Raw genomic sequence first — 21,394 nt, 5'->3', positions numbered from 1 at the left:
GTGTTTATGGACGGACAAACGTCTTAATGTCCGCCATCGCGCTCCTCTTCCTCGTCGCCGGCCTCGGCCTCATCGGCTGGCTCACCGCACGCGTTCGCGCCACCCGTTTCCGTGCGCTCAGCACCGCGCGGTTCAGTTCGCTCCCTGCGCACCACGGCTGGCACGTCGCGCTGTGGACCGCGATCCCGCCGCTCGTGTTCCTCGTGGTGTGGTCGATGACAGCCCCCGCGCTCGTCACCGACGCGGTCCTCGCGACCCCAGCGGCGATGCAGCTCCCCCCGCCCGGCTTCGACCGCGCCTCGATCCTGTCCGAAGCGCGCAGCCTCGCCGAGGGACGCAGCTTCGGCGCGTTCCACGGGCTCGCGCGCACGCTCGCGCCGTCCTACGCCGCCGCGCAGTCACGCTACGACTGGATCGCGACCGCGCTCGCGTTGCTGCTTGCGTTCGCCGGCGGCGCGTTCGCGTTCACCCGCGTCAAACCCGGCTTCGGCGCCCGCACGCAGATCGAGCGCGTCGTGATGCTCGCGCTGCTCGGCGCGTCGCTGATCGCGATCCTCACCACGGTCGGCATCGTCGCGTCGCTGCTGTACGAGTCGGTGCGGTTCTTCTCGGTCGTGCCGATCACCGACTTCCTGTTCGGCACGCATTGGAGCCCGCAGGTGATCGACGCGCGCGATCCGGGTGCGTCGCTCGGTGCGGTGCCGCTGTTCTGGGGGACGTTCTTCATCGGCGCGGTGATCGCGATGATCGTCGCTATTCCCTTTGGTTTGATGAGCGCGATCTACCTTACGCAATATGCCAAGCCGACCACGCGTAAGTGGATGAAGCCGATCCTCGAGATGCTCGCGGGCGTGCCGACCGTCGTCTACGGCTATTTCGCCGCGCTGACGGTCGCGCCTGCAGTGCGCGACCTCGCGGTGTCGATCGGGATCAGCTGGGCGTCGTCCGAAAGCGCACTGGCCGCAGGGCTGGTGATGGGCATCATGATCATCCCGTTCGTTTCCTCGATGGCCGACGATTCGATCGCCGCGGTCCCCTCGTCGATGCGCGACGGCAGTCTGGCGATGGGGGCGACCTCGTCCGAGACGATCCGCCGCGTGCTGCTGCCCGCTGCGCTGCCCGGGGTCGTCGGCGGCGTGCTGCTCGCCGTATCGCGCGCGATCGGCGAGACGATGATCGTCGTGATGGCGGCGTCAGGTGTCGCGACGCTGACGCTCAACCCGTTCGCCAGCACCACCACCGTCACCAAGCAGATCGTCGACCTGCTGACCGGCGAGGCGGAGTTCGACAGCCCCAAGACGCTCGCCGCATTCGCGCTGGGCTTGACCCTGTTCGTCGTTACCCTGCTCCTCAACATCGTCGCGCTCCGCGTCGTCAAACGGTACCGCGAAGCCTATGACTGACACGCTCGTTCCCACATTGCCGACCAGCGGCGCGGAGCCGGTGCGCCGCGTGCCGACCGACTGGACGACGCAGGCGATGCAGTCGCGCATCCGCCGGCGTTACGCGTCCGAGCGCCGCTTCCGTTTCGCCGGTCTCGCCGCGGTATGGCTGTCCGCCGCCTTCCTCGCCTTCCTGCTGTTCTCGATGCTCAGCCAGGGCGCGAGCGGCTTTGTCGAGACGCGCGTCGCGCTCCCGGTCGATCTCGCCGCCGCGAAGCTGCCGATCGAGCCCGCGCGGCTGGCCGGACGCGGCGCCGATCTCGCGCTCGCTGGCGCCGGTCTCGAAGGCACCGTCCTGGCCGCCGCGAGCACCGCCTACGGCAAGGATGGCGCAGACCTGTTGTCCGACGGCGCCTGGGCGGTGGTGCGCGACGCGATCAAGGCCGATCCGTCGCTGCTCCAGCGCAAGACCGTGTTCGAGGTGCCCGTGTCGAGCCCGATCGACATCGCCGCCAAGGGTGTCGGCACGAACGAAGCCGAGGCGATCTATGCGCGCCTGACCGCGCGCGGCGTGCTGTCGCGCGGGTTCAACACCGGCTTCCTGACATCCGCCGATTCGACCGACGCCACCCGCGTCGGCATCTGGGGTGCGTTCAAGGGATCGTTGTTGACGATGATCGTCACGCTGTTGCTCGCCTTCCCGATCGGCGTGCTCTCGGCGCTGTATCTCGAGGAATATGCGCCGAAGAACCGCTGGACCGACCTGATCGAGGTGTCGATCAACAACCTCGCGGCGGTCCCCTCGATCATCTTCGGCCTGCTCGGGCTCGCGGTGTTCCTCGGCACGTTCGGCATGCCGCGCTCCGCCCCCATCGTCGGTGGGCTAACGCTCGCGTTGATGACGATGCCGGTGATCGTGATCGCCGGACGCAACGCGATCAAGGCAGTACCGCCGTCGATCCGCGATGCAGCCCTCGGCGTTGGCGCATCGCCGGTCCAGGTCGTGTTCCACCACGTCCTGCCGCTCGCGCTGCCCGGCATCCTCACCGGCACGATCATCGGCATGGCGCGCGCGCTGGGCGAGACCGCGCCGCTGCTGATGATCGGCATGCGCGCGTTCATCGCCGCGCCGCCCTCGGGCCTGAACGATCCGGCGACCGTGCTGCCGGTGCAGATCTTCCTATGGTCCGACCAGGTCAGCCGCGGCTTCGTCGAGAAGACGTCCGCCGCGATCATCGTCCTGCTCGTCTTCCTGCTCGCGATGAACGGCGTCGCGATCTACCTCCGTAACCGATTCGAGACACGCTGGTGATGAATTCCAAACCGAAGACGCCGGTCCTGAAAATGACCGCGCGCAACGTCTCCGTCGCGTACGGCAGCAAGCTGGCGATCGATAACGTGTCGATCGACGTCGACCAGGACGAGGTGGTCGCGTTCATCGGTCCGTCGGGCTGCGGCAAGTCGACCTTCCTGCGCACGCTCAACCGCATGAACGACACTGTTGCCAGCGCGCGCGTGACCGGCGAGATCAAGCTCGACGGCCAGGATATCTATTCCCCTGACATGGACGTGGTGCAGCTCCGCGCCCGCGTCGGCATGGTATTCCAGAAGCCGAACCCGTTCCCGAAGTCGATCTACGAGAACGTCGCCTACGGCCCGCGCATCCACGGGCTGGCGGGCGCGAAGGCCGATCTCGACCGGATCGTCGAGAAGTCGCTGCGCCGAGCGGGCCTGTGGGACGAGGTCAAGGACCGGCTGACCGACAGCGGCACCGCGTTGTCGGGCGGCCAGCAGCAGCGGCTGTGCATCGCCCGCGCGATCGCGGTCGATCCCGAAGTCATCCTGATGGACGAACCGTGTTCGGCACTCGATCCGATCGCGACCGCCAAGATCGAGGAGCTGATCCACGAACTGCGCGGCCGCTATGCGATGGTGATCGTCACGCACAACATGCAGCAGGCCGCGCGCGTCAGCCAGAAGACCGCGTTCTTCCACCTCGGCACGCTGGTCGAATACGGCAACACCTCCGACATCTTCACCAATCCCCGCGAAGAGCGGACCAAGGATTACATCACCGGCCGCTACGGCTGAGTGGAGGACCACGCATGAACACGCATACGGTCAAGGCCTTCGACAACGATATCGGCGAGCTGCGCGGGTTGATCTCGCAGATGGGCGGGCTCGCCGAGGACGCGATCGACAAGGCGATGCAGGCGCTGCAACGCAACGATCTCGCGCTCGCCGAACAGGTGCGCGCGGCCGACAAGCAGATCGACATGATCGAGGCGGAGGTCGAGCGCCTCGCGGTGCGGATCATCGCGTTGCGCGCACCGATGGCAGTCGACCTGCGCGAGGTCGTCGCCGCGCTGAAGATCGCCGGCGTCGTCGAGCGGATCGGCGATTACGCCAAGAACATCGCCAAGCGCGTGCCGATGATCGAGAGCGAACACCGGATCGAGCCGATCTCGATCCTGCCCGCGATGGGCCGGATGGCGAGCGAGATGGTCCACGACGTGCTCGACGCGTTCGCCGCGCGCGATGCCGAGGAAGCCGTCCGCGTGGTCGAGAGCGACAATGCGCTGGACGATTTCTACGACAGCATCTTCCGCACGCTCGTGACCTACATGGTCGAGAATCCGCGGACGATCGGCCAGGTCGCCCACCTGCTGTTCGTCGCCAAAAACCTCGAACGGATTGGCGATCACGCGACCAACGTCGCCGAGATGGTGTATTTCGCCGCGACCGGCACGCAGATGGTCGACCGCGAACGCGGCATCAAGCAGGAGCAAGCATAATGGCACGCGCGAAAATGCTGCTGGTCGAGGACGACGCCGCCCTCGCCGAATTGCTGGTCTGGCATTTCAAGCGCGAGGATTTCGAGATCGCGCACACTCCCGACGGCGAGGAAGCTTTGCTGCTCGCCAAGGAGAAGGTGCCCGATATCGTCCTGCTCGACTGGATGGTCGAGGGGCTGTCGGGGATCGAGGTCTGCCGTCGCCTGCGCCGCGCACCCGAGACGCAGAACGTGCCGATCATCATGCTGACCGCACGCGGTGAGGAAGAAGACCGGGTCCGCGGGCTCGAAACCGGTGCGGACGACTACGTGACCAAGCCCTTCTCGCCGCGCGAACTCGTCGCCCGCGTCGGCGCGGTGTTGCGCCGCGTCCGCCCTGCCCTCGCTGGTGAGGCGCTCAGCTACGCCGACATCGAGATGGACACGGTCGGCCACAAGGTCCGCCGCTCGGGCGAGGTCGTGTCGCTCGGACCGACCGAATTCCGCCTGCTCAAGCATTTCCTCGAGCATCCGGGCTGGGTGTTCTCGCGCGAGCGACTGCTCGACGCGGTATGGGGCCACGACTCCGATATCGAGAGCCGCACGGTCGACGTCCACATCCGGCGTCTGCGCAAGGCGATCAACGTGGGCGAGCGTCCGGACATCATCCGCACCGTCCGTTCGGCCGGCTATTCGCTCGATACGGGCGGATAAAGACTCCGTCCCGCGACAGGGCGAATGGAATCGGATGCGAAACGAAGGACCCAAGCACGACTTAGTGCGTTCAGACGTCGCGCTACCAAAATGGTGCACCCATTTAGGAGATTCGTATGAAGACCATTCTTCTCGCCGCCGCAGCTTTCCTCGCGACGCCCGTGATCGCACAGACCACGCCAGCGCCTGCTGACCCCGCGATGCAGGCGGCTCCCGCCGATCCGGCCATGCAGACTGCGCCGGCCGACCCCGCAATGCCGGCACCGCCCGCAGATCCGGCAATGGCACCCGCCGACCCGTCGGCAGCGCCGATGGCACCGCCAGCCGCACCGATGGCGGCACCCGCGGGTGGCGTGACGTTCGGTCAGCCAACGGTAACCCCGCCGACGCCAGCACCGGCCGAATATCCGGTCTGCTCGAAGACGGTCACGGACGGCTGCCGCAACCGCGGCGGCAAGTAATCTGAACGGTGCGGCGGTGGTATGATCCGCCGCTTGCACCTTCCGCTTTACGTTCTAGGAAAGGCGCTCCAACTATAAGAGAGGGGCGCCTTTTCCATGTCTGAAACCTTTGGATCTATATCCTTCGAAGGCCGCGTTGCGATCGTCACCGGCGCCGGCGGTGGCCTCGGCCGCGAATATGCGCTCGAACTCGCCCGTCGCGGCGCGAAGGTGGTCGTCAACGATCTCGGCGCCTCGCGCGATGGCACCGGCCATTCCGACGCCGCACTGAAAGTCGTCGAGGAAATCGAAGCAGCCGGCGGCGAGGCGATGGCGAACAGTGGCAGCGTCACCGATTACGACCAGATGGTCGAGATGGTCGCCCATGCCACCGAGAAATGGGGCGGCGTCCACATCCTGATCAACAATGCCGGCGTGTTGCGCGACAAAAGCTTCGCCAAGATGGAGCCCGCCGACTTCAAGTTCGTCGTCGACGTCCACCTCAATGGCTCGGCGAACGCCACCAAGGCCGTGTGGGACACGATGCGCGGGCAGAATTACGGCCGCATCCTGATGACCGCGTCGTCGACGGGGCTCTACGGCAATTTCGGCCAGGCGAACTACGGCGCCGCCAAGCTCGGCCTCGCCGGACTGACCAAGACGCTCGCGATCGAGGGTGCGAAGAACAACATCAAGGTCAACACGATCGCCCCGACCGCAGGCACGCGCATGACGCAGGACATCTTCCCCGAGGAAGCGTTCAAGGCCTTCTCCCCCGACAAGGTTGCCCCCGCCGCGGTGTTCCTCGTCTCGGAGGACGCGCCGACCAACATGATCGTCGGCGCCGGTGCCGGCGTGTTCCAGGCGGCCTATGTGACGCTGACGCAGGGCACCTTGCTGACGGGTGACGATCTGTCGGTCGAAGGCGTCGCCGCAAACTGGGACGCGATCATCGACCGCACGGGCGAGATCGTGCCACAATCGGGCTCGGAACAGTCGATGAGTATCCTGGGCAAGCTTCAGGGCCGCTGAGCCTCCCGTTCCCCCGCGAAAGCGGGGGGCTAGGACCTCGAGTGCCACCGCCCGTAACCCTGGGCTCCTGCGTCCGTAGGAGAACAGGTAAGCAACGAACACATGCCGCGCGCCGTCCTACCGCGGCTCGCGCATCTGCCACACGACGCGGCCGATCACGACGATCGCGCCCTCCGCCACCGCCGCCGCGTCCGGATTGTCGCTGGTTGCCACCAGCGCCCCATCGACCGACGCCACGCGCTTCACCATCACCGCGTCGTCGATCCGGATCACGAAAACGCAGCCCTTCGCGCGCGGCGTCCGGTTCGCGGTGTCGACCACGATGTGATCCCCGTCGAACAGCCCCGGCTCCATCGAACTGCCGCGAACGCGGATGATGGCCGCCTGCCCGTCCTTCAATCCCAACCGCCGCGCCAGACCGGGATCCAGAGTGTCGGTGCCGAGCGCGATCTCGCCGTCGACCAGTGCGCCTGGTCCTGCGGAGGCCGCGACGTCTAGCTTCGGGACCCGGAACCCCGCCGCGCGCGCCGGCGGCGCGCCAAGAACGATCTCGCTCACCCCGAGATAGTCCGACAGCAACCGCCGATCGCGTTCGCCTAGCAATCTGGGCGAGCCGCGTTGGACATATTGCTGGAGATACGCCGGATTGCGCCCGAGCATCGCCGACAGCGCGGCCAGACTGTCGCCACGCGCCGCAGCAAGCGTCGCCAGTGCGCGTCTCGGATCGGAATCGGATACGGTTCTGGACACCCCCGGACCCTAGCGTAGGAAATTTCCTAGACAAGTAGGATTTCGCAGAACAGATCAGGAACACAGGCCGAGGACTCGGGCGAAGGACTCGAGCCAGGACCCGGAAGGAGCGACCATGTCCGTTCTCATGAAGATCGATCGATATCTGCGGCAGACCGGCATGCCGATGACAAAGTTCGGGCGGCTGTCGGTCGGCGATCCGCGGCTGGTCCATGACCTGCGCCGCGGTCGCCAGCCGCGTGCGCCGATGGTCGCCAGAATCGAGTCGTTCATCGCGGCGGACAGGGCATGAGGATGGACGCGCTCCGCGGTCCCGATGCCGGCACGCTGCTGATCCGCGCGCTGCGGACCTGCGCGACCGCGGCGAACGTGACGATCCACGTCGAGTCGATCGTGTGCACGCCCTGGGCCAGCGCGACGTTCGTCGGCACGCAGCACCGGCTGACGATCGCCGCCGATCCCGTACCCGGTCTTCGAGAGTGGATCGACGCGTTGCCCGATGCCGAGTTCATGATGCGCGGTCACTTCGTGGCGGATCTGGCCGTCGATCGGGTCGAGACGGTCGACGGCCGGACGCATGTCGCGTTCGCGGTGTTGACGCTGATCGATGCGTAATCCGCGCGCGCCATGGCCGTGGGGGGTGGACTTTCGGCCCCCGAGACACGAAGTCGGCGGTCAACGAAGGAGATGACGATGGCCGGCATGGGCAAGTTCGACTGGGCGGATCCGTTTTTGCTCGACGATCAGTTGAGCGAAGACGAACGCATGATCCGTGACAGCGCGAAGGCCTATGCCGACGACAAGCTGGCGCCGCGGATCATCGACGCGTTCCAGAACGAGCATACCGATCCCGCGATTTTCCGCGAGATGGGCGAGCTTGGCCTGCTCGGGCCGACGATCCCCGAGGAATATGGCGGCGTCGGCGCCTCCTATGTCGCCTACGGTCTGGTCGCGCGCGAGGTCGAGCGGATCGACTCCGGCTATCGCTCGATGATGTCGGTGCAGTCGAGCCTCGTCATGTACCCGATCAACGCGTTCGGGTCCGAGGACCAGAAGCGCAAGTTCCTGCCCAAGCTCGCGACCGGCGAATGGATCGGCTGTTTCGGGCTGACCGAACCCGATGCCGGCTCCGATCCCGGCGGCATGACGACGCGCGCGAAGAAGACCGCCAATGGCTATGTCATCTCGGGCGCGAAGACGTGGATTTCCAATTCGCCGATCGCCGACGTGTTCGTGATCTGGGCGAAGTCCGACGAGCATGGCGGCGCCATCCGCGGCTTTATCCTGGAACGCGGGATGAAGGGGCTCGAGACGCCCAAGATCGAGGGCAAGCTTTCGCTCCGCGCGTCGATCACCGGCATGATCATGATGGACGAAGTCGAGGTCGGCGACGACGCGTTGCTGCCCGACGTGCAGGGTTTGAAGGGTCCGTTCGGCTGCCTCAACCGTGCGCGCTATGGGATTTCGTGGGGTGCGCTCGGCGCGGCGGAGTTCTGTTTCCACGCCGCGCGGCAATACGGCCTCGATCGCAACCAGTTCGGCACGCCGCTCGCCGGACGCCAGCTGTACCAGAAGAAGCTGGCCGACATGGAAACCGAGATCGCGCTCGGGCTGCAGGCGAGTCTGCGCGTCGGTCGCCTGATGGACGAGGGCCGGTTCGCGCCGGAGATGGTTTCGATCGTCAAGCGCAACAATGTCGGCAAGGCACTCGATATCGCGAGGATGAGCCGCGACATGCATGGCGGCAACGGGATTTCAGGGGAATATCAGGTGATGCGTCACATGATGAACCTCGAGACGGTCAACACCTACGAGGGCGCGCATGATGTGCATGCGCTGATCCTTGGCCGTGCGATCACGGGTATCGCTGCGTTTTGATCGACGGCAAAAGCTTGTTTCCCCGCGAAGGCGGGGACCCAGACTGGGCTCCCGCCTTCGCGGGAGAACAAGGTTGAAAGATACCCCCCTCACCGGCCTGAAGGTCGTCGAACTCGCGCGCATCCTCGCCGGCCCCTGGGCGGGGCAGGTGCTCGCCGATCTCGGCGCCGACGTCGTCAAGATCGAAAGCCCCGCCGGCGACGACACCCGCAGTTGGGGCCCGCCGTTCATCGACAACCCCGACGGCACCCGCGATGCCGCCTATTTCCACGCCGCCAACCGCGGGAAGCGATCGGTCGTCGCCGACTTCACCACTCCCGAGGGCCAAGCGACCGTCCGCGCGCTGATCGCCGATGCCGACGTCGTCATCGAGAATTTCAAGGTCGGCGGCTTAGCCAAATACGGGCTCGACTACGCCACGCTCGCGGCAACCAACCCGCGGCTGGTGTATTGCTCGATCACCGGCTTTGGTCAGGACGGACCGTACGCGCCTCGCGCCGGCTACGACTTCATCGTCCAGGGGATGAGCGGGATCATGGATCTCACCGGCGAGCCCGACGGAGCGCCGCAAAAGATCGGCGTCGCCTTCGCTGACATCATGACCGGGCTCTATGCGGTCATCGCGATCCAGGCGGCGCTGGCGATGCGCGAACGCACCGGCCGCGGTCAGCACATCGACATGGCGTTGCTCGACACGATGACCGGTGTGCTCGCGAACCAGGCGATGAACTGGTTCGCGAGCGGCGTGTCGCCGACGCGCGTCGGCAATGGCCATATGAACGTGTGTCCGTATGCGGTTTTCCCGACGAGCGATGGGTGGTTCATCCTCGCGGTCGGCAATGACGGCCAGTTCCGGCGCTTCTGCGATGCGCTGGGCTTGCCCGGGATGCGCGACGATCCGCGCTTCGCGACCAACGCCGGGCGCTTGGCGTTCAAGGACATCCTGTTCGCCGGGATCGAAGCGGCGACGTCTCTGGTGCCCAAGCTGGAGTTGCTCGCGCGGCTGGAGGCGGTGGGGGTGCCGGCAGGGCCGATCAACACCGTCGCACAGGCTTTCGAGGATCCGCAGGTCGTCGCGCGGGGGATGCAGATCGACGCGGAGAGGCCTGACGGGTCGACCGTCCCCGGCCTGCGCACGCCGATCCGCTTCTCCGATGCCGACCTGGCGACCGGCCGCGCCGCGCCGATGCTCGGGTCTACCGGCTAGGCATGTGTCCCTGCGAAGGCGGGGACCCAGTCTGGCCCCCCCGCCTTCGCGGGGGCAGCAGTCTTCTTGCTACGCGACCGCCACCACCGGCTTCCGCGCATACAAGCCATAGGCCAGGATTAGCGCATAGCAGATCGCCGGGAGCAGCAGCGCGAAGTGCAGGCTGCCCGAGCTGTCCGCCAACACGCCCGTCAGATACGGAATGATCGCGCCACCGACGATCGCCGTTGCGATCACGCCCGACCCTTCGGCCGCGCGCTTGCCGAGACCTTCGGACGCCAGCGAGAAGATCGTCGGGAACATCACCGCGTTCATCAACCCGATCGCCAGCAACGCCCAGCCCGATACCGCGCCCTCGGTATTCGCGGAGATCAGGATCAGCGCCAGCGTCCCCGTCGCGACACCCGCGAGCACCTTGCCCGGCGACACCTTGTTCAACACGTACGCACCGATGAACCGGCCAACGAGCGCGCCGCCCCAGTAGAACGGCACATGCTTGCCCGCCGCGACGTCGCTGAGGCCCATCACGCTCGGCTGCATCAGGTAATTGACGATCAGCGAACCGACCGCGACCTCGGCGCCGACGTACAGGAAGATGCACGCCGTCCCCATCGCGAAGCGCGGGCGCTTGAGCAGCGTGAACGCATGGAAGATGCTGCCGGTCTGGTCCTGCTCTTCCTGCAGGCGGTTGCGACGCGTCCACACGACCGCGGCGACGATCAGCAGTGCGATCGCGAGGCCGATATAGGTGTGCACGACCGTGCGCGAAGACTCGGTCCGGTACGCGTCGAGCGCGGCGCCGGTGAGCTTCGAGGAATCGACCGTCGCCAGCCCGCCGAGGATCAGCGCCGAGCCGACATACGGGAAGATGGTGGTGCCCAGCGAGTTGAACGCCTGCGCGAAGGTCAGCCGGCTCGACGCCGACTTCGGGTGGCCGAGCGCCGAAATCAGCGGGTTGGCGACGACCTGAACCACAGTGATGCCCGCGCCGAGCACGAACAGCGCAAACAGGAACATCTCGAAGCTCGCCTGCCCCGCCGCCGGGATGAACAACAGGCACCCAGCGGTCATCGTCACGAGGCCGATCGACGCGGTGCGCATGTAGCCCGCTTTCCGCACGATCGCCGCGGCGGGGATCGAGAACAGCGCATAAGCGAGGAAGAACGCCGACTGGACCAGCATCGACGTCGCGTGATCGAGCGTGAACAGCTCCTTCATCTTCGGGATGATGATGTCGTTCAGCGAGGTGATGCCGCCGAAGATGAAGAACAGCGCGAACACGAACACGCGCAGGTCGGGCGCGTCATAGCCGTGGCTGGCGTCGCCCCCGGCTGCTGCGGTGGATTTGGTATCGACGTGCATCGTGTAGCGCCCTCTCGCGGTATTATTGCGCGCGACATAAGCCGCCGCGCTGCTGCGTGGCAATGCTGCTTGGTGCGATCCGCGCGGACACGCTAGGACGCCGCCCATGAGCCGCTTTACCGTCAACAACGCGCCGATCGAATACAAGCTCGACAAGGAGACCCCCTTGCTCTGGGCGTTGCGCGATGCGTCGAACCTGACGGGCACCAAATATGGCTGCGGGACGGGGCATTGCGGCGCGTGCACCGTCGATATCGACGGACGCGCGGTGCGCAGCTGCCGCGTGCCGATCGGCTCGATCGAGGGCAGCTACGTCACGACGATCGAAGGCCTGTCGCGCGAACGCAACCACCCGGTGCAGTTGGCCTTCATCGCCGAGGCCGTCCCGCAATGCGGCTTCTGCATTCCCGGCATGGTGATGGCCGCCGCCGCGTTGCTGAAGCGCAATGCCGACCCGAGCGAGGCGGTGATCCGCGAACAGATCACCAATCTGTGCCGGTGCGGGGTGTATCCGCGGGTGGTGGAGGCGATCCAGCGCGCCGGGCGGGCGATGCGGGGGGAAGAGGTGATCCCTGCCGGGCCGCGTCCTGGGATCGATCCGGCGGACTCGGCACGGCTCGTGCCAGCACTGGTGCCGCCGCCGGCGCGATGATCGCGTGGTATTCTGTTCTCCCGCGAAGGCGGGAGAACAGGGAGGGGCGCGAGACGTGGACCACCGCATCCTACACCCTCTCTCACCGCCCCGGCGGAGGCCGGGGCCCAGTTGGAGAGGTGGCAATAATGACGCGCCGACTTCCGTTAGCGACGTCCCCAAACTGGGCCCCGGCCTCCGCCGGGAGGTGCCAAAATCGAGCGCGCTTGAAACCCGAGCCCCCCAATCCTGTCGGATCGCTGACGAACCCATTCAGCGTCCCCACACGCCGCACCGCCTAGACACGATCCATCATAGGAGCCGGCTCGTGCGCCGGCAGTCGAGGACCACGGCGATGACGGGCAAGTTTCTGAAACTGTTGATGGCGGCCTCGGCCTTGGTGCCGGCGACGCTCATGGCGAGCACCGCCAGCGCACAGCAGGTCGAGCGGGATCGCGGCGACCGTGGCGATCGCGGCCCGCGCGATGGCCTGCGTCAGGAGCGTGCCCCACGCCCCGATCGCGGTGACCGCGGCGATCGTGGCCCGCGTCAGAACGGCCAGGCGTTCCAGCAACAGCGTCCGGTCGCTCCCGATCAGGCCCAGCGCCCGCAGCGCGCGGACCCGGGGCAGCAGGCCCAGGTCCGCGGTGACCGTCCCGACTGGAACGGCCAGAATCGCAACGGCCAAGGCTGGAACGGCCAGAACCGGCCCGACCAGAACAGGGCCGACCAGAATCGCGGCGACTGGAACCGCGGCCAGGGTCGCCCCGGTTTCGGCCCGGGCGGCGATCGCGGTAACCAGCAGGCGGACCGCGGCCAGTTCGACCGCAACGATCGCCAGCGCGACTGGCGGAATGATGGACGCACCGACAACCGCGGCGACTGGCGTGGAGGTCGTGACGGCTACCAGAACCGCCAGCCGAACCGTACGTACGGCACCGCGCAAGGCTATGGCCGCGGCGGCTACGACAGGGGGCGCTTCAATCAGGGCCGCTTCAATCAGGGCGGGGCCTGGAACCGCGGCTGGCGCACCGACAACCGCTACGCCTGGAGCAACTACCGCGCGTCGAACCGCGGCGCCTATCGCCTCCCCCGCTATTACGCGCCGAGCGGCTGGGGGTCGGGCTATCGTCGCTTCGGAGTCGGCTTCTCGCTGAACAGCATCCTCTACAACCAGAATTACTGGATTCAGGACCCGTATACCTATCGCCTGCCCGACGCGTACGGCCCGTATCGCTGGGTGCGCTATTACAACGACGCGCTGCTGGTCGATCTCGACAGCGGGCGCGTGGTCGACACGGTGTACGACATCTTCTGGTAGACTTAACGCCAAGATCGGCGGAGCCCCGCGGCGACATCCGTCGCTGCGGGGCTCTTGCGTTTCGGGTCGAGTTCGCCAAATCCTGCGGTGTGGGTATCTTTTCAAAAACCAAGAAGGTCGATCCGGCCGCGGCGCTCCGCCAAGCCTTCGGATCGCAGGTCGCCGCGCGCCTCGACGCCAATCCCGCGGTGCAGCGCATCGCGATGGACACGGTGCAATTCTATTATCAGGCACCGTTTCTCGATCCCGCGACGTGCAAGCGGCTGATCGCGGTAATCGATTCGAAGCGGCGCCCGTCGACGCTCCTCTCCGATCGCCCGAACAGCAATTTCCGCACCTCGGAAAGCTGCGACATGGATCGCTGGTCACCCGACGTACAACCGACCGACGAGGCGATCGCGACTTTGCTCGGCATCGACTTGGTCCACGGCGAGACGATGCAGGGCCAGCGCTACGCCCCCGGTCAGCAATTCCGCGCGCACCATGATTATTTCCACGAATCCGAAAGCTATTGGGCCCGGATGCAGGAGCAGGGTGGCCAGCGCACCTGGACCGCGATGGTGTTCCTCAACGACGTCCCCGAAGGCGGGGCGACGTGGTTCCCGCAAGCGGGCATAAAGATCGCTCCGAAGCGCGGCATGCTGCTGGCGTGGAACAACATGAACCCGGACGGGTCGCCCAACGGGCTGACGCTGCACGAGGGCATGCCGGTGATGGAAGGCGTGAAGTATATTGTGACCAAGTGGTTCCGGGAGCGGCCCTGGATCAAGTGACGGCGCCCCCCGATCCTCCCCCGCCAGGGGGAGGTGGCGCCGAAGGCGACGGAGGGGGCGGATACGGAACAGAGGTGATCACTTACCGCCCCCTCCGTCAGGCTGACGCCTGCCACCTCCCCCTGGCGGGGGAGGATCGCGCCGGCGCCTCCGTGGCCCCGCGCACGCCGCCCCGCCCCCGTTCGTCCTGAGTAGCCGTCGAGTAGCTGCAAAGCAGCGTATCGAGACGGCGTATCGAAGGACAGGTTGGCGCACGGAACGCACCCCACCCACCCGGTCATCCTGACAAAAGTCAGGATCCAGAGCCACGAATGACGCCACTCGTTACTCAGCCCTCCCGTTCGTCAGGATGACAGCATGCGAGATGGCAAGCCCATCCGGGCCCACCACGCTCGACAATCCCCCCACAACCACTACCCCGGCCGCATGACAGTTCTCGGCGTAACCTCCTCGATCCTCGGCCAACCCTGGCGCTGGCGAGCCCTATCGGCTGATCAACGCGACGGCTTCGGCATCAACGGCTCGGGCGACGACCTCGTCACCCAGCTCCTCCTCGCCCGCGGCTGCCCGCGCGACGCACTCGACGCGCACCGCACGCCGTCGATCCGCGCGTTCATGCCCGACCCCTCGATCTTCCGCGACATGGACCGCGCCGCCGAGCGCCTCGCCGACGCGGTCCAAGCGGGCGAACAGGTCGCGATCTTCGGCGATTACGACGTCGACGGCGCCACCTCCGCGGCGCTGATGATCCTCACCTTACGCGATCTCGGCATCGAGGCCCGCCCCTACATCCCCGACCGCCTGCTCGAAGGCTATGGCCCCTCGGGCGAAGCGCTCGTCCGCCTCGCCGGCGAAGGCGCGACGCTGATCGTCACGGTCGATTGCGGCGCGCAAGCCTTCGACGCGCTCGACGCCGCGCGCGACGCGAAGGTCGACGTGATCGTCATCGACCACCATAAATGCTCGACCGCGCTCCCCCACGCGCTGGCGCTCGTAAACCCCAACCGCCTCGACGAGACCGAGGGCGCCGCGCATGGCCACCTCGCCGCGGTCGGCATGTGCTTCCTCGCCGCCGCCGCGCTCGTCCGCACGCTCCGCGCCCGCGGATTCTTCAAGGACCGCGCCGAGCCGAAACTGATCGACCTGCTCGACATCGTCGCGCTCGGCACCGTCGCCGACGTCGCCCAACTCCGCGGGCTCAACCGCGCGTTCGTGTCACAGGGCCTCAAAGTCATGGGCGCGCGCAAGAACATCGGCGTCGCCGCGCTAATCGAGGCGTCGCGCCTCACCCGCAACCCGACCTGCACCGACCTCGGCTTCGCGCTGGGCCCGCGCATCAACGCCGGCGGCCGCGTCGGTCGCGCCGATCTGGGCGTCCGCCTGCTCACCACGCAGGACGCCGACGAAGCGCGCACGATCGCCATCGAACTCGACCGCCTCAACGAGGAACGCCGCGCGATCGAGACCGCGGTGCAGGACGCCGCCGACCTGCTGGCGTCGCGTGATCGCGCGGTCGCGGTGGTCTCGGGGCATGGCTGGCACCCCGGCGTGATCGGCATCGTCGCCGGCCGCCTCAAGGAAAAGCTCAGCCGCCCCGCGATCGTCATCGCGATCGACGAGCACGGCGTCGGCAAGGGGTCGGGCCGCTCGATCCCCGGCGTCGATCTCGGCGCGGCGGTGATGGCCGCGCGCGAACACGGCCTGCTGGTCTCGGGCGGCGGCCATGCGATGGCTGCCGGCCTGACGATCGACGCCACCGCGATTCCCGCCTTCACCGACTTCCTCGAAGAGCGCCTCGCCGCCGCGGTCGAGCGCTCCAACGGCGACCGCGCGCTCCTGCTCGACGCCGTGCTGGCGGCGGGCGGCGTCAACCCCGGCCTCGTCGAATCGATGGAGGCCGGCGGGCCCTACGGCATGGGCTGGCCTGCCCCCCGCGTGGCGATGGGCCCGGTCCGCGTGATCAAGGCGGACGTGGTCGGCAACGGCCATGTCCGCACGATCGTGGCCGGCGACGACGGCCGCAGCATCAAGGCGATGGCCTTCCGCGCTGCGGAGAGCGCGCTTGGCCAGGCCCTGCTAGGCGCCGCCCCTCATCGCAAACTTTGGCTGGCCGGCCGCGCCAAGATCGACGACTGGTCCTCCCGCCCGTCCGCCGAATTGCACGTCGAGGATGCGGCATGGGCCGATTGAGGGGTTGACGCATCAGCGGCTTCCTTTTAGGCGCCTCCAACCACGCAGGCCCCTTCGTCTAGCGGTTAGGACGCGGCCCTTTCACGGCTGAAGCACGGGTTCGATTCCCGTAGGGGTCACCATCGTTACGTCAAGTGACAGATTTGTGCGGGTTCTGGGATCTGCAGACGCTTTTTCATCCTTGTGTTCAAAAGCCATGCGAATTGCCGGCTCTTTGAAAATTCTAGTCCTGGCAACTCCCACTTCCGCCGAATCGTCCCCGCGGTGCTCCGCCCCTTTCGCGACAACGCTGCGAGCGCGCGGCCTTCGGCAGACCAGCATGATCATCGCACCAGATCAGCCGATCATAGGCCTCTTCCAAATCCACCTTCGCAATGTCGATCGAGCCAAAGCGCGGGCGCGACGAGCGAATTGACGCCAGCCTCGGCACCTGTCCCTATGGGTATCGAAGCTGTCCACCAGCATTCTTTCGTTCTTTCAAACAGATATGGGGGTGTGCCGTCGGCCGACCTGCCCAGCTAAGATCGATCGGACACGTTGGATCGCTCAGGCGAGACAGATCGGGTGCGTCGATCAGTTCGGCGTGGCGATGCAGGGCGATACGAACAGGTTTCCGCGCCAGCCACCCGCGACCGTCTTGGCGCCTACCAGCAGCCACATCGCGGCTAGCGCGATCGTCAGGACCGTGCCGACGATCCCGAAAAAGCCGAGGTCCAGCGTCGTGCCGAGCCTGAAGGTGGCGACCGTGTAGACGCCGAGCGGGAAGGTATAGCCCCACCAGCCAAGGTTGAACGGGATGCCCGCGCGCCAGTAGCGGATCGTGATCAGCGTCGCGAGCGCCAGCCACCACAGCCCGAAGCCCCAGAGCAGCAGCCCGCCGATCGTGCCGATCCCCTGCGCGACGACGCCGATCGCGCCGAGGCCGTTGGCGGCGAGGATCGCCGGCGCGTCGCTGCCGAGTACCAGCATGCCGAGCGCACCGGTGCCGATCGGGCCGAGCGCGAGCCAGCTCGATGCGGCCATGCTCTCGTGCGGCAGCTTGTGCAGCGCCATCCGCAGGATCAGGATCGCGAGAATGCCGAACGCGACCGGCACCGAATAGGCCCACAAGACATACGACGTCGCCAGCACGACGAACTGCTGGTGCGCGTCCGCCAGATGCGGCGCGAGCAGTCCGCCGCTCGCGCCTGCCACTTCCGCCGCGACGACCGGGAGCAGCCACACCGCGGTCATACCGTCGAGGGTATGCTCGTGGCGCGTGAACATGAGGTAGGGGATCGCCACCCCGCAGACGAGCGACATCGCGACGTCGACCCACCAAAGGGTCTCGGCGACCGGGATCACGCCCGCGCCGAACCGCGGCAGGCCGAACGCCAGACAGCCGTTGACGATCGTCGCAAGGCCCATCGGGATCGTGCCGATAAACATCGACACGGTGTTGTGGCCGAAGATCCGCCGCGCCTCATGCCCGAACATCGCCCAGCGCGCAGCATAGAGCCCGGTGAACAGCGTGAAGAGTGCGATGTTGAAAAACCAGAGCGCCTCGCCGACCGGGTGCAGCGACGCGCCGATCCCGGGCACCTGCGGCAAGGCGAGCGCTAGGATGCCAGTGCCCATCGTCGCCGCGAACCAGTTGGGCGTGAACTGGCGGATCATCTCGCGCGGGGAGTCGAGCCGGCTGAGCGGCTTGAGCCCGTCGAGGACGGGCTTCAGATCGGCGGTCACTTGCCATTCTCCCTGATGAGATCGGTCAGCGCGTCGGCTGCGCGGGTTCGGTAGCGTTCCATGTGACGGAGCGCGTGAAAGGGCCGTTCGGGCAATTCGAGCGGCAGCGCGTGAAGATCGCCCGCCGCCACCGCGCGCGCGACGACGAGCGCCGAAAGGACGGCGACGCCGGCCCCGGCCTCGACCGCGGTCCGAACAGCCTCGTTCGATGGCAGCGTCATCGCGATGGCGAGTGCGGCCGGATCGATGCAGCGGTGGCGCAACGTGTCCTCGAAGGTGGAGCGCGTCCCCGACCCCTGCTCGCGCACGATCCAGCGGGCGTTGAGAATCCAGTCCTCGTCGATGATGTCGCCGGGCGCCGCCCCCGGCTTCGCGCTGACCAGCAGCATGCGGTCGCGCGCTACGGTCCACTGCGCCAGCGCCGGCTCGTCGACGGCGCCCTCGACGAACCCAAGTTCGGCCGCGCCGTCGCGCACGCGGGCGGCGGCGCCTTCGGTGTTGTCGATCGCGAGTTCGACCGCGATCTCCGGAAAGCGCGCATGAAACGCCGCCAGCCGTGCGGGCAGCCAGTAACTCGCGATCGTCTGGCTCGCGACCAGCTTCAGCGTGCCGCGCTTGAGACCGCCATATTCGGCGAGCGCGAGTTCGGCATGCGCCGCGCGGCCGAGCACCGCGCGCGCCTCGTCGAGGAACATGCGACCCGCCTCGGTCAGCTCGATCCCGCGTCCGACGCGGTTGAACAACGGCACGCCGTGACGCGCCTCCAGTGCCGCGATCGCTGCGCTGGCCGCGGACTGCGTGACGTTCACCGCCTCCGCTGCGCGCGTCATGTGTTCGCGTTCCGCCACGGCGACGAAGATGCGAAGTTGTTCGAGCGTCACGATATCTTCTCCTTGGAGCAGGAGATGGGACATCTCGACCGATCAAACCAACGGTATGTTGTTCTAGAACCGATCTTCAAATGCGATCGATCGGCAATGTAGGAGCCACCCATCTGATCGGTGCATTGGACGATGGCTGTCGGATCTTGCAGAACTGGCGGTTCGGGCGAATTCCGACCGAGACGATGAAGGCCGCCATTCTGGGCGCGGTGACACCCGCGCGGTCGACGGCGGCGTTCGCGCAGGCCGATGGCTTTGCGGCGGCGATGACGCGCATGCACGGCGCGATGATGACCGGCCAGTCGGGCGATCCGGACCGCGACTTCGCGACGATGATGATCCCGCACCATCAGGGCGCGATCGACATGGCGGAGATCGAATTGCGCTACGGCAAGGACGAACGGCTGCGTCGGCTCGCGCAGGCCATCATCGTCGAACAGCGGCAGGAGATCGCGGTCATGCAACGCATCCTGGACTCCGGTGGTGCGTTACCACCGCGAAACGAACCGACGGCGAACGGTTACCCCATCACGGGGAATGTCCATGAAACGATCCCGCGTATTCCCGACGATGGACAAGCACGGCATCAAGATGTCGTCGTTCATGATCGGGCACGCGATCGAGAAGGCGCCGGATCTGGCAAAAGAGATCGTGCGACGCGGCCATGAGGTGGCGGCGCACGGCCGAACCTGGCAGAACAGCTATGCGATGACGCCGGACGAGGAACGCCGCTTCATCGCCGACCGTGCCGCCTCGATCGAACGGATCACTGGCACCAGGCCGCTCGGCTGGAATGCCTATTGGCTGCGTAATTCAGCTTACACGCTCGACATCCTCCAGGACCTCGGCTTCCTCTATCATATCGACCAGCCCTACAAGGAGGGCGCGACGCAGGGGCGGATGATGGTGGTGTCGCTGCACGATCGCATCTCCGGCCACGCCAACCGCGGGGCGCGTTCTCGTCATCGGCGCGAGCGGAGGCATTGGCGGGGCGGCCGCTGATGCATTCGAGCGCGCGGGAGCCACGGTATCGCGCCCTGATCGATGACGCGCGGGCGGCGATGAACAGCAAGTTCTTCGATGCCTACCGCGTCGCGCGCGCGGTGAAGGTCAACGACGGCGGCTCGATCACCTTCGTCTCGGGCTTCTTGTCGCAGCGCCCCAGCGCCGCGTCGGTTCTGCAAGGTGCGATCAACGCGGCACTCGAGGCGCTGGCCCGCGGCCTGGCACTCGAACGCGCATCGGTTCGCGTCAATACGGAGTCGCCGGGGCTGGTCGACACGCCGCTCCATGCCGCGATGGTCGACGCCGACCGCCAGGCGATGTTCGACAAGGCTGACCGCCCGGCTGGCCGATTTTCATGATGACCGCATCCGGCTGTTCGGCGGCATCGATCTCCTTTTGCTTCGCGACCTGGGCCTTGCGACGGTAATCCTCGTCGTCTGCGATAGTCCCGGCGGCGGCCCGCACCGAATTGGCGCGGAGGTTAGTCTTGAGCCAGACCGGCTCGACCATGCTGACCTTGATGTTGATGTCGTTCAATTCGAACCGCAGCGACTTGAAAATAGCCCTCCACGGTATGCTTCGATGCGGCGTGACAGCAGAGGTTCGGCGGCCCGATCAGGGCGATGATCTTGCCGGACCGCTGGCGCCGGAGATGCGGCAGGATCGCGTTGGTGACCTTCATGGTCCCCCAGAAATTGGTCTCGAACGGCTGGCGGACGGCGTCTAGCGGCGCTTCCTCGGCGACGCCGGTCAGCACGTCGCCAGCACGTCGCCAGCACGTCGAGTGTATCGGCCGTCGCGAACACCTCCGCCGCAAAGGCCGAAATCTAGTCATCGTACCCGATATCCAGCCGCAGCAGCTTGAACGGGAAACGACCGGCATAGCGCTCGTGATTGCGGCTGGTGCCGATCACGGTGTGGCCCTGGCGGTGCAATGTGTTCGCGAGCATCAGGCCGAAGCCCGACGACGCGCCGGTAATCAGATGGTCTTCTTCCTGGTGCAGCACTTTGGCGCGATCCGTCATTGAAGTGGCATGTCTCGCAAACTCGACCTGACGGATCTGCCAGGATGGACAAAACAGGACCAGTCCGAGCCGACCCAAATTCGGACGCTCGGGAGGCGTTGCCATTTCTCCAAACTCGGACGCTTGTTCAAATCCGTAGTGCAACGCCAAACTCCCGGCATCGTGGCGGCGACTGCACAGATTTCCTAGCAAGATCTGACAGGTTCGGCAGGGACTTACCCCAAAACGAGGGGCTACCCAGACCCGTCTTCGATAACTCCGCCCATCAATAGTTGCGATGACGCATCGTTCAACCGTCAGGTCGT

Annotated in this window: 25 protein-coding genes and 1 tRNA gene; 19 read left to right on the top strand and 7 right to left on the bottom strand. The window is 66.6% G+C overall.

Annotated features, from left to right (window positions below):
• Positions 1 to 26: 26 nt before the first annotated feature.
• The 7 genes from pstC (at position 27) to EQZ23_RS16090 (ending at position 6,341) form a co-directional block, all read left to right on the top strand.
• Entirely contained in the window at positions 27 to 1,403 is a 1,377-nt protein-coding gene (pstC, locus tag EQZ23_RS16120) for a phosphate ABC transporter permease subunit PstC (protein WP_128455404.1), read from the top strand.
• Positions 1,396 to 2,694, top strand: coding sequence for a phosphate ABC transporter permease PstA (gene pstA, locus EQZ23_RS16115; RefSeq protein ID WP_128455403.1), 1,299 nt, complete (start codon positions 1,396 to 1,398; stop codon positions 2,692 to 2,694). The genes pstC and pstA overlap by 8 nt, the downstream gene beginning before the upstream one ends.
• Complete coding sequence (pstB, locus tag EQZ23_RS16110; RefSeq protein WP_128455402.1) at positions 2,694 to 3,473, top strand: phosphate ABC transporter ATP-binding protein PstB; 780 nt, start codon at positions 2,694 to 2,696, stop codon at positions 3,471 to 3,473. Before pstA ends, pstB begins: the two co-directional genes overlap by 1 nt.
• Before the next feature lie 14 nt (positions 3,474 to 3,487).
• Positions 3,488 to 4,177 (top strand): phosphate signaling complex protein PhoU, encoded by a 690-nt coding sequence (gene phoU / locus EQZ23_RS16105; protein WP_128455401.1) that lies wholly within the window; start codon positions 3,488 to 3,490, stop codon positions 4,175 to 4,177.
• On the top strand, positions 4,177 to 4,869 hold the full coding sequence (gene phoB / locus EQZ23_RS16100) for a phosphate regulon transcriptional regulator PhoB (protein ID WP_055873047.1): 693 nt from the start codon (positions 4,177 to 4,179) through the stop codon (positions 4,867 to 4,869). Before phoU ends, phoB begins: the two co-directional genes overlap by 1 nt.
• A gap of 116 nt (positions 4,870 to 4,985) precedes the next feature.
• Positions 4,986 to 5,330: a hypothetical protein gene (locus EQZ23_RS16095; protein ID WP_128455400.1), complete on the top strand. Its 345-nt coding sequence runs from the start codon at positions 4,986 to 4,988 to the stop codon at positions 5,328 to 5,330.
• A 96-nt stretch (positions 5,331 to 5,426) separates the two neighbouring features.
• A complete protein-coding gene (locus EQZ23_RS16090; protein WP_128455399.1) occupies positions 5,427 to 6,341 on the top strand; it encodes an SDR family NAD(P)-dependent oxidoreductase in 915 nt (304 codons plus the stop codon).
• A gap of 117 nt (positions 6,342 to 6,458) precedes the next feature.
• On the opposite strand, the gene EQZ23_RS16085 is transcribed toward EQZ23_RS16090, so the two are convergent.
• Complete coding sequence (locus EQZ23_RS16085; protein WP_240663622.1) at positions 6,459 to 7,091, bottom strand: S24 family peptidase; 633 nt, start codon at positions 7,089 to 7,091, stop codon at positions 6,459 to 6,461.
• A gap of 115 nt (positions 7,092 to 7,206) precedes the next feature.
• On the opposite strand from EQZ23_RS16085, the gene EQZ23_RS19885 reads away from it, so the two are divergent.
• From EQZ23_RS19885 to EQZ23_RS16070, 4 genes are all read left to right on the top strand, one after another.
• Positions 7,207 to 7,383: a hypothetical protein gene (locus EQZ23_RS19885; protein WP_164913470.1), complete on the top strand. Its 177-nt coding sequence runs from the start codon at positions 7,207 to 7,209 to the stop codon at positions 7,381 to 7,383.
• Positions 7,380 to 7,706, top strand: a complete 327-nt coding sequence (locus EQZ23_RS16080; protein ID WP_240663621.1) for a hypothetical protein — start codon at positions 7,380 to 7,382, stop codon at positions 7,704 to 7,706. The genes EQZ23_RS19885 and EQZ23_RS16080 overlap by 4 nt, the downstream gene beginning before the upstream one ends.
• A 78-nt stretch (positions 7,707 to 7,784) precedes the next feature.
• The gene (locus EQZ23_RS16075) at positions 7,785 to 8,969 is read left to right on the top strand and encodes an acyl-CoA dehydrogenase (protein WP_128455398.1); all 1,185 of its coding nucleotides are present in this window, start codon (positions 7,785 to 7,787) and stop codon (positions 8,967 to 8,969) included.
• A 73-nt stretch (positions 8,970 to 9,042) separates the two neighbouring features.
• On the top strand, positions 9,043 to 10,176 hold the full coding sequence (locus tag EQZ23_RS16070; protein ID WP_128455397.1) for a CaiB/BaiF CoA-transferase family protein: 1,134 nt from the start codon (positions 9,043 to 9,045) through the stop codon (positions 10,174 to 10,176).
• Positions 10,177 to 10,245: 69 nt separating this feature from the next.
• Here EQZ23_RS16070 and EQZ23_RS16065 read toward each other — a convergent pair whose 3' ends face one another.
• Positions 10,246 to 11,538: a sugar MFS transporter gene (locus EQZ23_RS16065; protein WP_128455396.1), complete on the bottom strand. Its 1,293-nt coding sequence runs from the start codon at positions 11,536 to 11,538 to the stop codon at positions 10,246 to 10,248.
• Between the two features lie 106 nt (positions 11,539 to 11,644).
• Here EQZ23_RS16065 and EQZ23_RS16060 point away from each other — a divergent pair, with 106 nt between their 5' ends.
• The 5 genes from EQZ23_RS16060 (at position 11,645) to EQZ23_RS16040 (ending at position 16,575) form a co-directional block, all read left to right on the top strand.
• On the top strand, positions 11,645 to 12,190 hold the full coding sequence (locus EQZ23_RS16060; protein WP_128455395.1) for a (2Fe-2S)-binding protein: 546 nt from the start codon (positions 11,645 to 11,647) through the stop codon (positions 12,188 to 12,190).
• Positions 12,191 to 12,524: 334 nt separating this feature from the next.
• On the top strand, positions 12,525 to 13,490 hold the full coding sequence (locus tag EQZ23_RS16055; RefSeq protein ID WP_240663620.1) for an RcnB family protein: 966 nt from the start codon (positions 12,525 to 12,527) through the stop codon (positions 13,488 to 13,490).
• An 89-nt stretch (positions 13,491 to 13,579) separates the two neighbouring features.
• Entirely contained in the window at positions 13,580 to 14,263 is a 684-nt protein-coding gene (locus tag EQZ23_RS16050) for a 2OG-Fe(II) oxygenase (protein ID WP_128455394.1), read from the top strand.
• A 426-nt stretch (positions 14,264 to 14,689) separates the two neighbouring features.
• Complete coding sequence (gene recJ, locus EQZ23_RS16045) at positions 14,690 to 16,453, top strand: single-stranded-DNA-specific exonuclease RecJ (protein WP_128455393.1); 1,764 nt, start codon at positions 14,690 to 14,692, stop codon at positions 16,451 to 16,453.
• Between the two features lie 47 nt (positions 16,454 to 16,500).
• Positions 16,501 to 16,575: transfer RNA gene (locus EQZ23_RS16040), tRNA-Glu, on the top strand.
• Positions 16,576 to 17,026: 451 nt separating this feature from the next.
• Here the strand turns inward: EQZ23_RS16040 and EQZ23_RS16030 are convergent.
• From EQZ23_RS16030 to EQZ23_RS19880, 3 genes are all read right to left on the bottom strand, one after another.
• Positions 17,027 to 18,178, bottom strand: coding sequence for a TDT family transporter (locus tag EQZ23_RS16030; protein WP_128455391.1), 1,152 nt, complete (start codon positions 18,176 to 18,178; stop codon positions 17,027 to 17,029).
• The gene (locus EQZ23_RS16025; RefSeq protein ID WP_128455390.1) at positions 18,175 to 19,059 is read right to left on the bottom strand and encodes a LysR family transcriptional regulator; all 885 of its coding nucleotides are present in this window, start codon (positions 19,057 to 19,059) and stop codon (positions 18,175 to 18,177) included. The genes EQZ23_RS16030 and EQZ23_RS16025 overlap by 4 nt, the downstream gene beginning before the upstream one ends.
• Positions 19,060 to 19,135: 76 nt before the next feature.
• A complete protein-coding gene (locus EQZ23_RS19880; RefSeq protein WP_164913446.1) occupies positions 19,136 to 19,336 on the bottom strand; it encodes a hypothetical protein in 201 nt (66 codons plus the stop codon).
• Between EQZ23_RS19880 and EQZ23_RS20360 the strand changes: the two genes are divergently transcribed.
• From EQZ23_RS20360 to EQZ23_RS16010, 3 genes are read left to right on the top strand one after another with little or no spacing between them, the layout of a single operon-like run.
• Complete coding sequence (locus tag EQZ23_RS20360; protein WP_240663619.1) at positions 19,335 to 19,727, top strand: DUF305 domain-containing protein; 393 nt, start codon at positions 19,335 to 19,337, stop codon at positions 19,725 to 19,727. The genes EQZ23_RS19880 and EQZ23_RS20360 overlap by 2 nt on opposite strands.
• Positions 19,630 to 20,061 (top strand): polysaccharide deacetylase family protein, encoded by a 432-nt coding sequence (locus EQZ23_RS16015; RefSeq protein ID WP_206364280.1) that lies wholly within the window; start codon positions 19,630 to 19,632, stop codon positions 20,059 to 20,061. Before EQZ23_RS20360 ends, EQZ23_RS16015 begins: the two co-directional genes overlap by 98 nt.
• On the top strand, positions 20,061 to 20,423 hold the full coding sequence (locus tag EQZ23_RS16010) for an SDR family oxidoreductase (protein WP_128455388.1): 363 nt from the start codon (positions 20,061 to 20,063) through the stop codon (positions 20,421 to 20,423). The genes EQZ23_RS16015 and EQZ23_RS16010 overlap by 1 nt, the downstream gene beginning before the upstream one ends.
• 122 nt (positions 20,424 to 20,545) lie before the next feature.
• Here the strand turns inward: EQZ23_RS16010 and EQZ23_RS20065 are convergent, their stop codons facing one another.
• Both EQZ23_RS20065 and EQZ23_RS20060 read right to left on the bottom strand, forming a co-directional pair.
• Positions 20,546 to 20,821: an SDR family NAD(P)-dependent oxidoreductase gene (locus tag EQZ23_RS20065; RefSeq protein WP_206364279.1), complete on the bottom strand. Its 276-nt coding sequence runs from the start codon at positions 20,819 to 20,821 to the stop codon at positions 20,546 to 20,548.
• A gap of 70 nt (positions 20,822 to 20,891) precedes the next feature.
• Positions 20,892 to 21,194, bottom strand: coding sequence for a hypothetical protein (locus EQZ23_RS20060; RefSeq protein ID WP_206364278.1), 303 nt, complete (start codon positions 21,192 to 21,194; stop codon positions 20,892 to 20,894).
• Positions 21,195 to 21,394: the final 200 nt, after the last annotated feature.

It is taken from the genome of Sphingomonas sp. UV9 (assembly GCF_004101245.1).
In the GTDB taxonomy this organism is placed as follows: Bacteria; Pseudomonadota; Alphaproteobacteria; order Sphingomonadales; family Sphingomonadaceae; genus Sphingomonas.
This window is presented reverse-complemented; position numbering and strand designations above follow the sequence as displayed.

What these genes read in the sequence shown, in the direction of transcription:
- pstC (WP_128455404.1), top strand. Translation starts at nt 27, where the DNA reads ATGTCCGCCATCGCGCTCCTCTTCCTCGTCGCCGGCCTCGGCCTCATC.
- pstA (WP_128455403.1), top strand. Translation starts at nt 1,396, where the DNA reads ATGACTGACACGCTCGTTCCCACATTGCCGACCAGCGGCGCGGAGCCG.
- pstB (WP_128455402.1), top strand. Translation starts at nt 2,694, where the DNA reads ATGAATTCCAAACCGAAGACGCCGGTCCTGAAAATGACCGCGCGCAAC.
- phoU (WP_128455401.1), top strand. Translation starts at nt 3,488, where the DNA reads ATGAACACGCATACGGTCAAGGCCTTCGACAACGATATCGGCGAGCTG.
- phoB (WP_055873047.1), top strand. Translation starts at nt 4,177, where the DNA reads ATGGCACGCGCGAAAATGCTGCTGGTCGAGGACGACGCCGCCCTCGCC.
- EQZ23_RS16095 (WP_128455400.1), top strand. Translation starts at nt 4,986, where the DNA reads ATGAAGACCATTCTTCTCGCCGCCGCAGCTTTCCTCGCGACGCCCGTG.
- EQZ23_RS16090 (WP_128455399.1), top strand. Translation starts at nt 5,427, where the DNA reads ATGTCTGAAACCTTTGGATCTATATCCTTCGAAGGCCGCGTTGCGATC.
- EQZ23_RS19885 (WP_164913470.1), top strand. Translation starts at nt 7,207, where the DNA reads ATGTCCGTTCTCATGAAGATCGATCGATATCTGCGGCAGACCGGCATG.
- EQZ23_RS16080 (WP_240663621.1), top strand. Translation starts at nt 7,380, where the DNA reads ATGAGGATGGACGCGCTCCGCGGTCCCGATGCCGGCACGCTGCTGATC.
- EQZ23_RS16075 (WP_128455398.1), top strand. Translation starts at nt 7,785, where the DNA reads ATGGCCGGCATGGGCAAGTTCGACTGGGCGGATCCGTTTTTGCTCGAC.
- EQZ23_RS16065 (WP_128455396.1), bottom strand. Translation starts at nt 11,538, where the DNA reads ATGCACGTCGATACCAAATCCACCGCAGCAGCCGGGGGCGACGCCAGC.
- EQZ23_RS16060 (WP_128455395.1), top strand. Translation starts at nt 11,645, where the DNA reads ATGAGCCGCTTTACCGTCAACAACGCGCCGATCGAATACAAGCTCGAC.
- EQZ23_RS16055 (WP_240663620.1), top strand. Translation starts at nt 12,525, where the DNA reads ATGACGGGCAAGTTTCTGAAACTGTTGATGGCGGCCTCGGCCTTGGTG.
- recJ (WP_128455393.1), top strand. Translation starts at nt 14,690, where the DNA reads ATGACAGTTCTCGGCGTAACCTCCTCGATCCTCGGCCAACCCTGGCGC.
- EQZ23_RS20360 (WP_240663619.1), top strand. Translation starts at nt 19,335, where the DNA reads ATGCACGGCGCGATGATGACCGGCCAGTCGGGCGATCCGGACCGCGAC.
- EQZ23_RS19880 (WP_164913446.1), bottom strand. Translation starts at nt 19,336, where the DNA reads ATGCGCGTCATCGCCGCCGCAAAGCCATCGGCCTGCGCGAACGCCGCC.
- EQZ23_RS16015 (WP_206364280.1), top strand. Translation starts at nt 19,630, where the DNA reads ATGGACAAGCACGGCATCAAGATGTCGTCGTTCATGATCGGGCACGCG.
- EQZ23_RS16010 (WP_128455388.1), top strand. Translation starts at nt 20,061, where the DNA reads ATGCATTCGAGCGCGCGGGAGCCACGGTATCGCGCCCTGATCGATGAC.
- EQZ23_RS20060 (WP_206364278.1), bottom strand. Translation starts at nt 21,194, where the DNA reads ATGGCAACGCCTCCCGAGCGTCCGAATTTGGGTCGGCTCGGACTGGTC.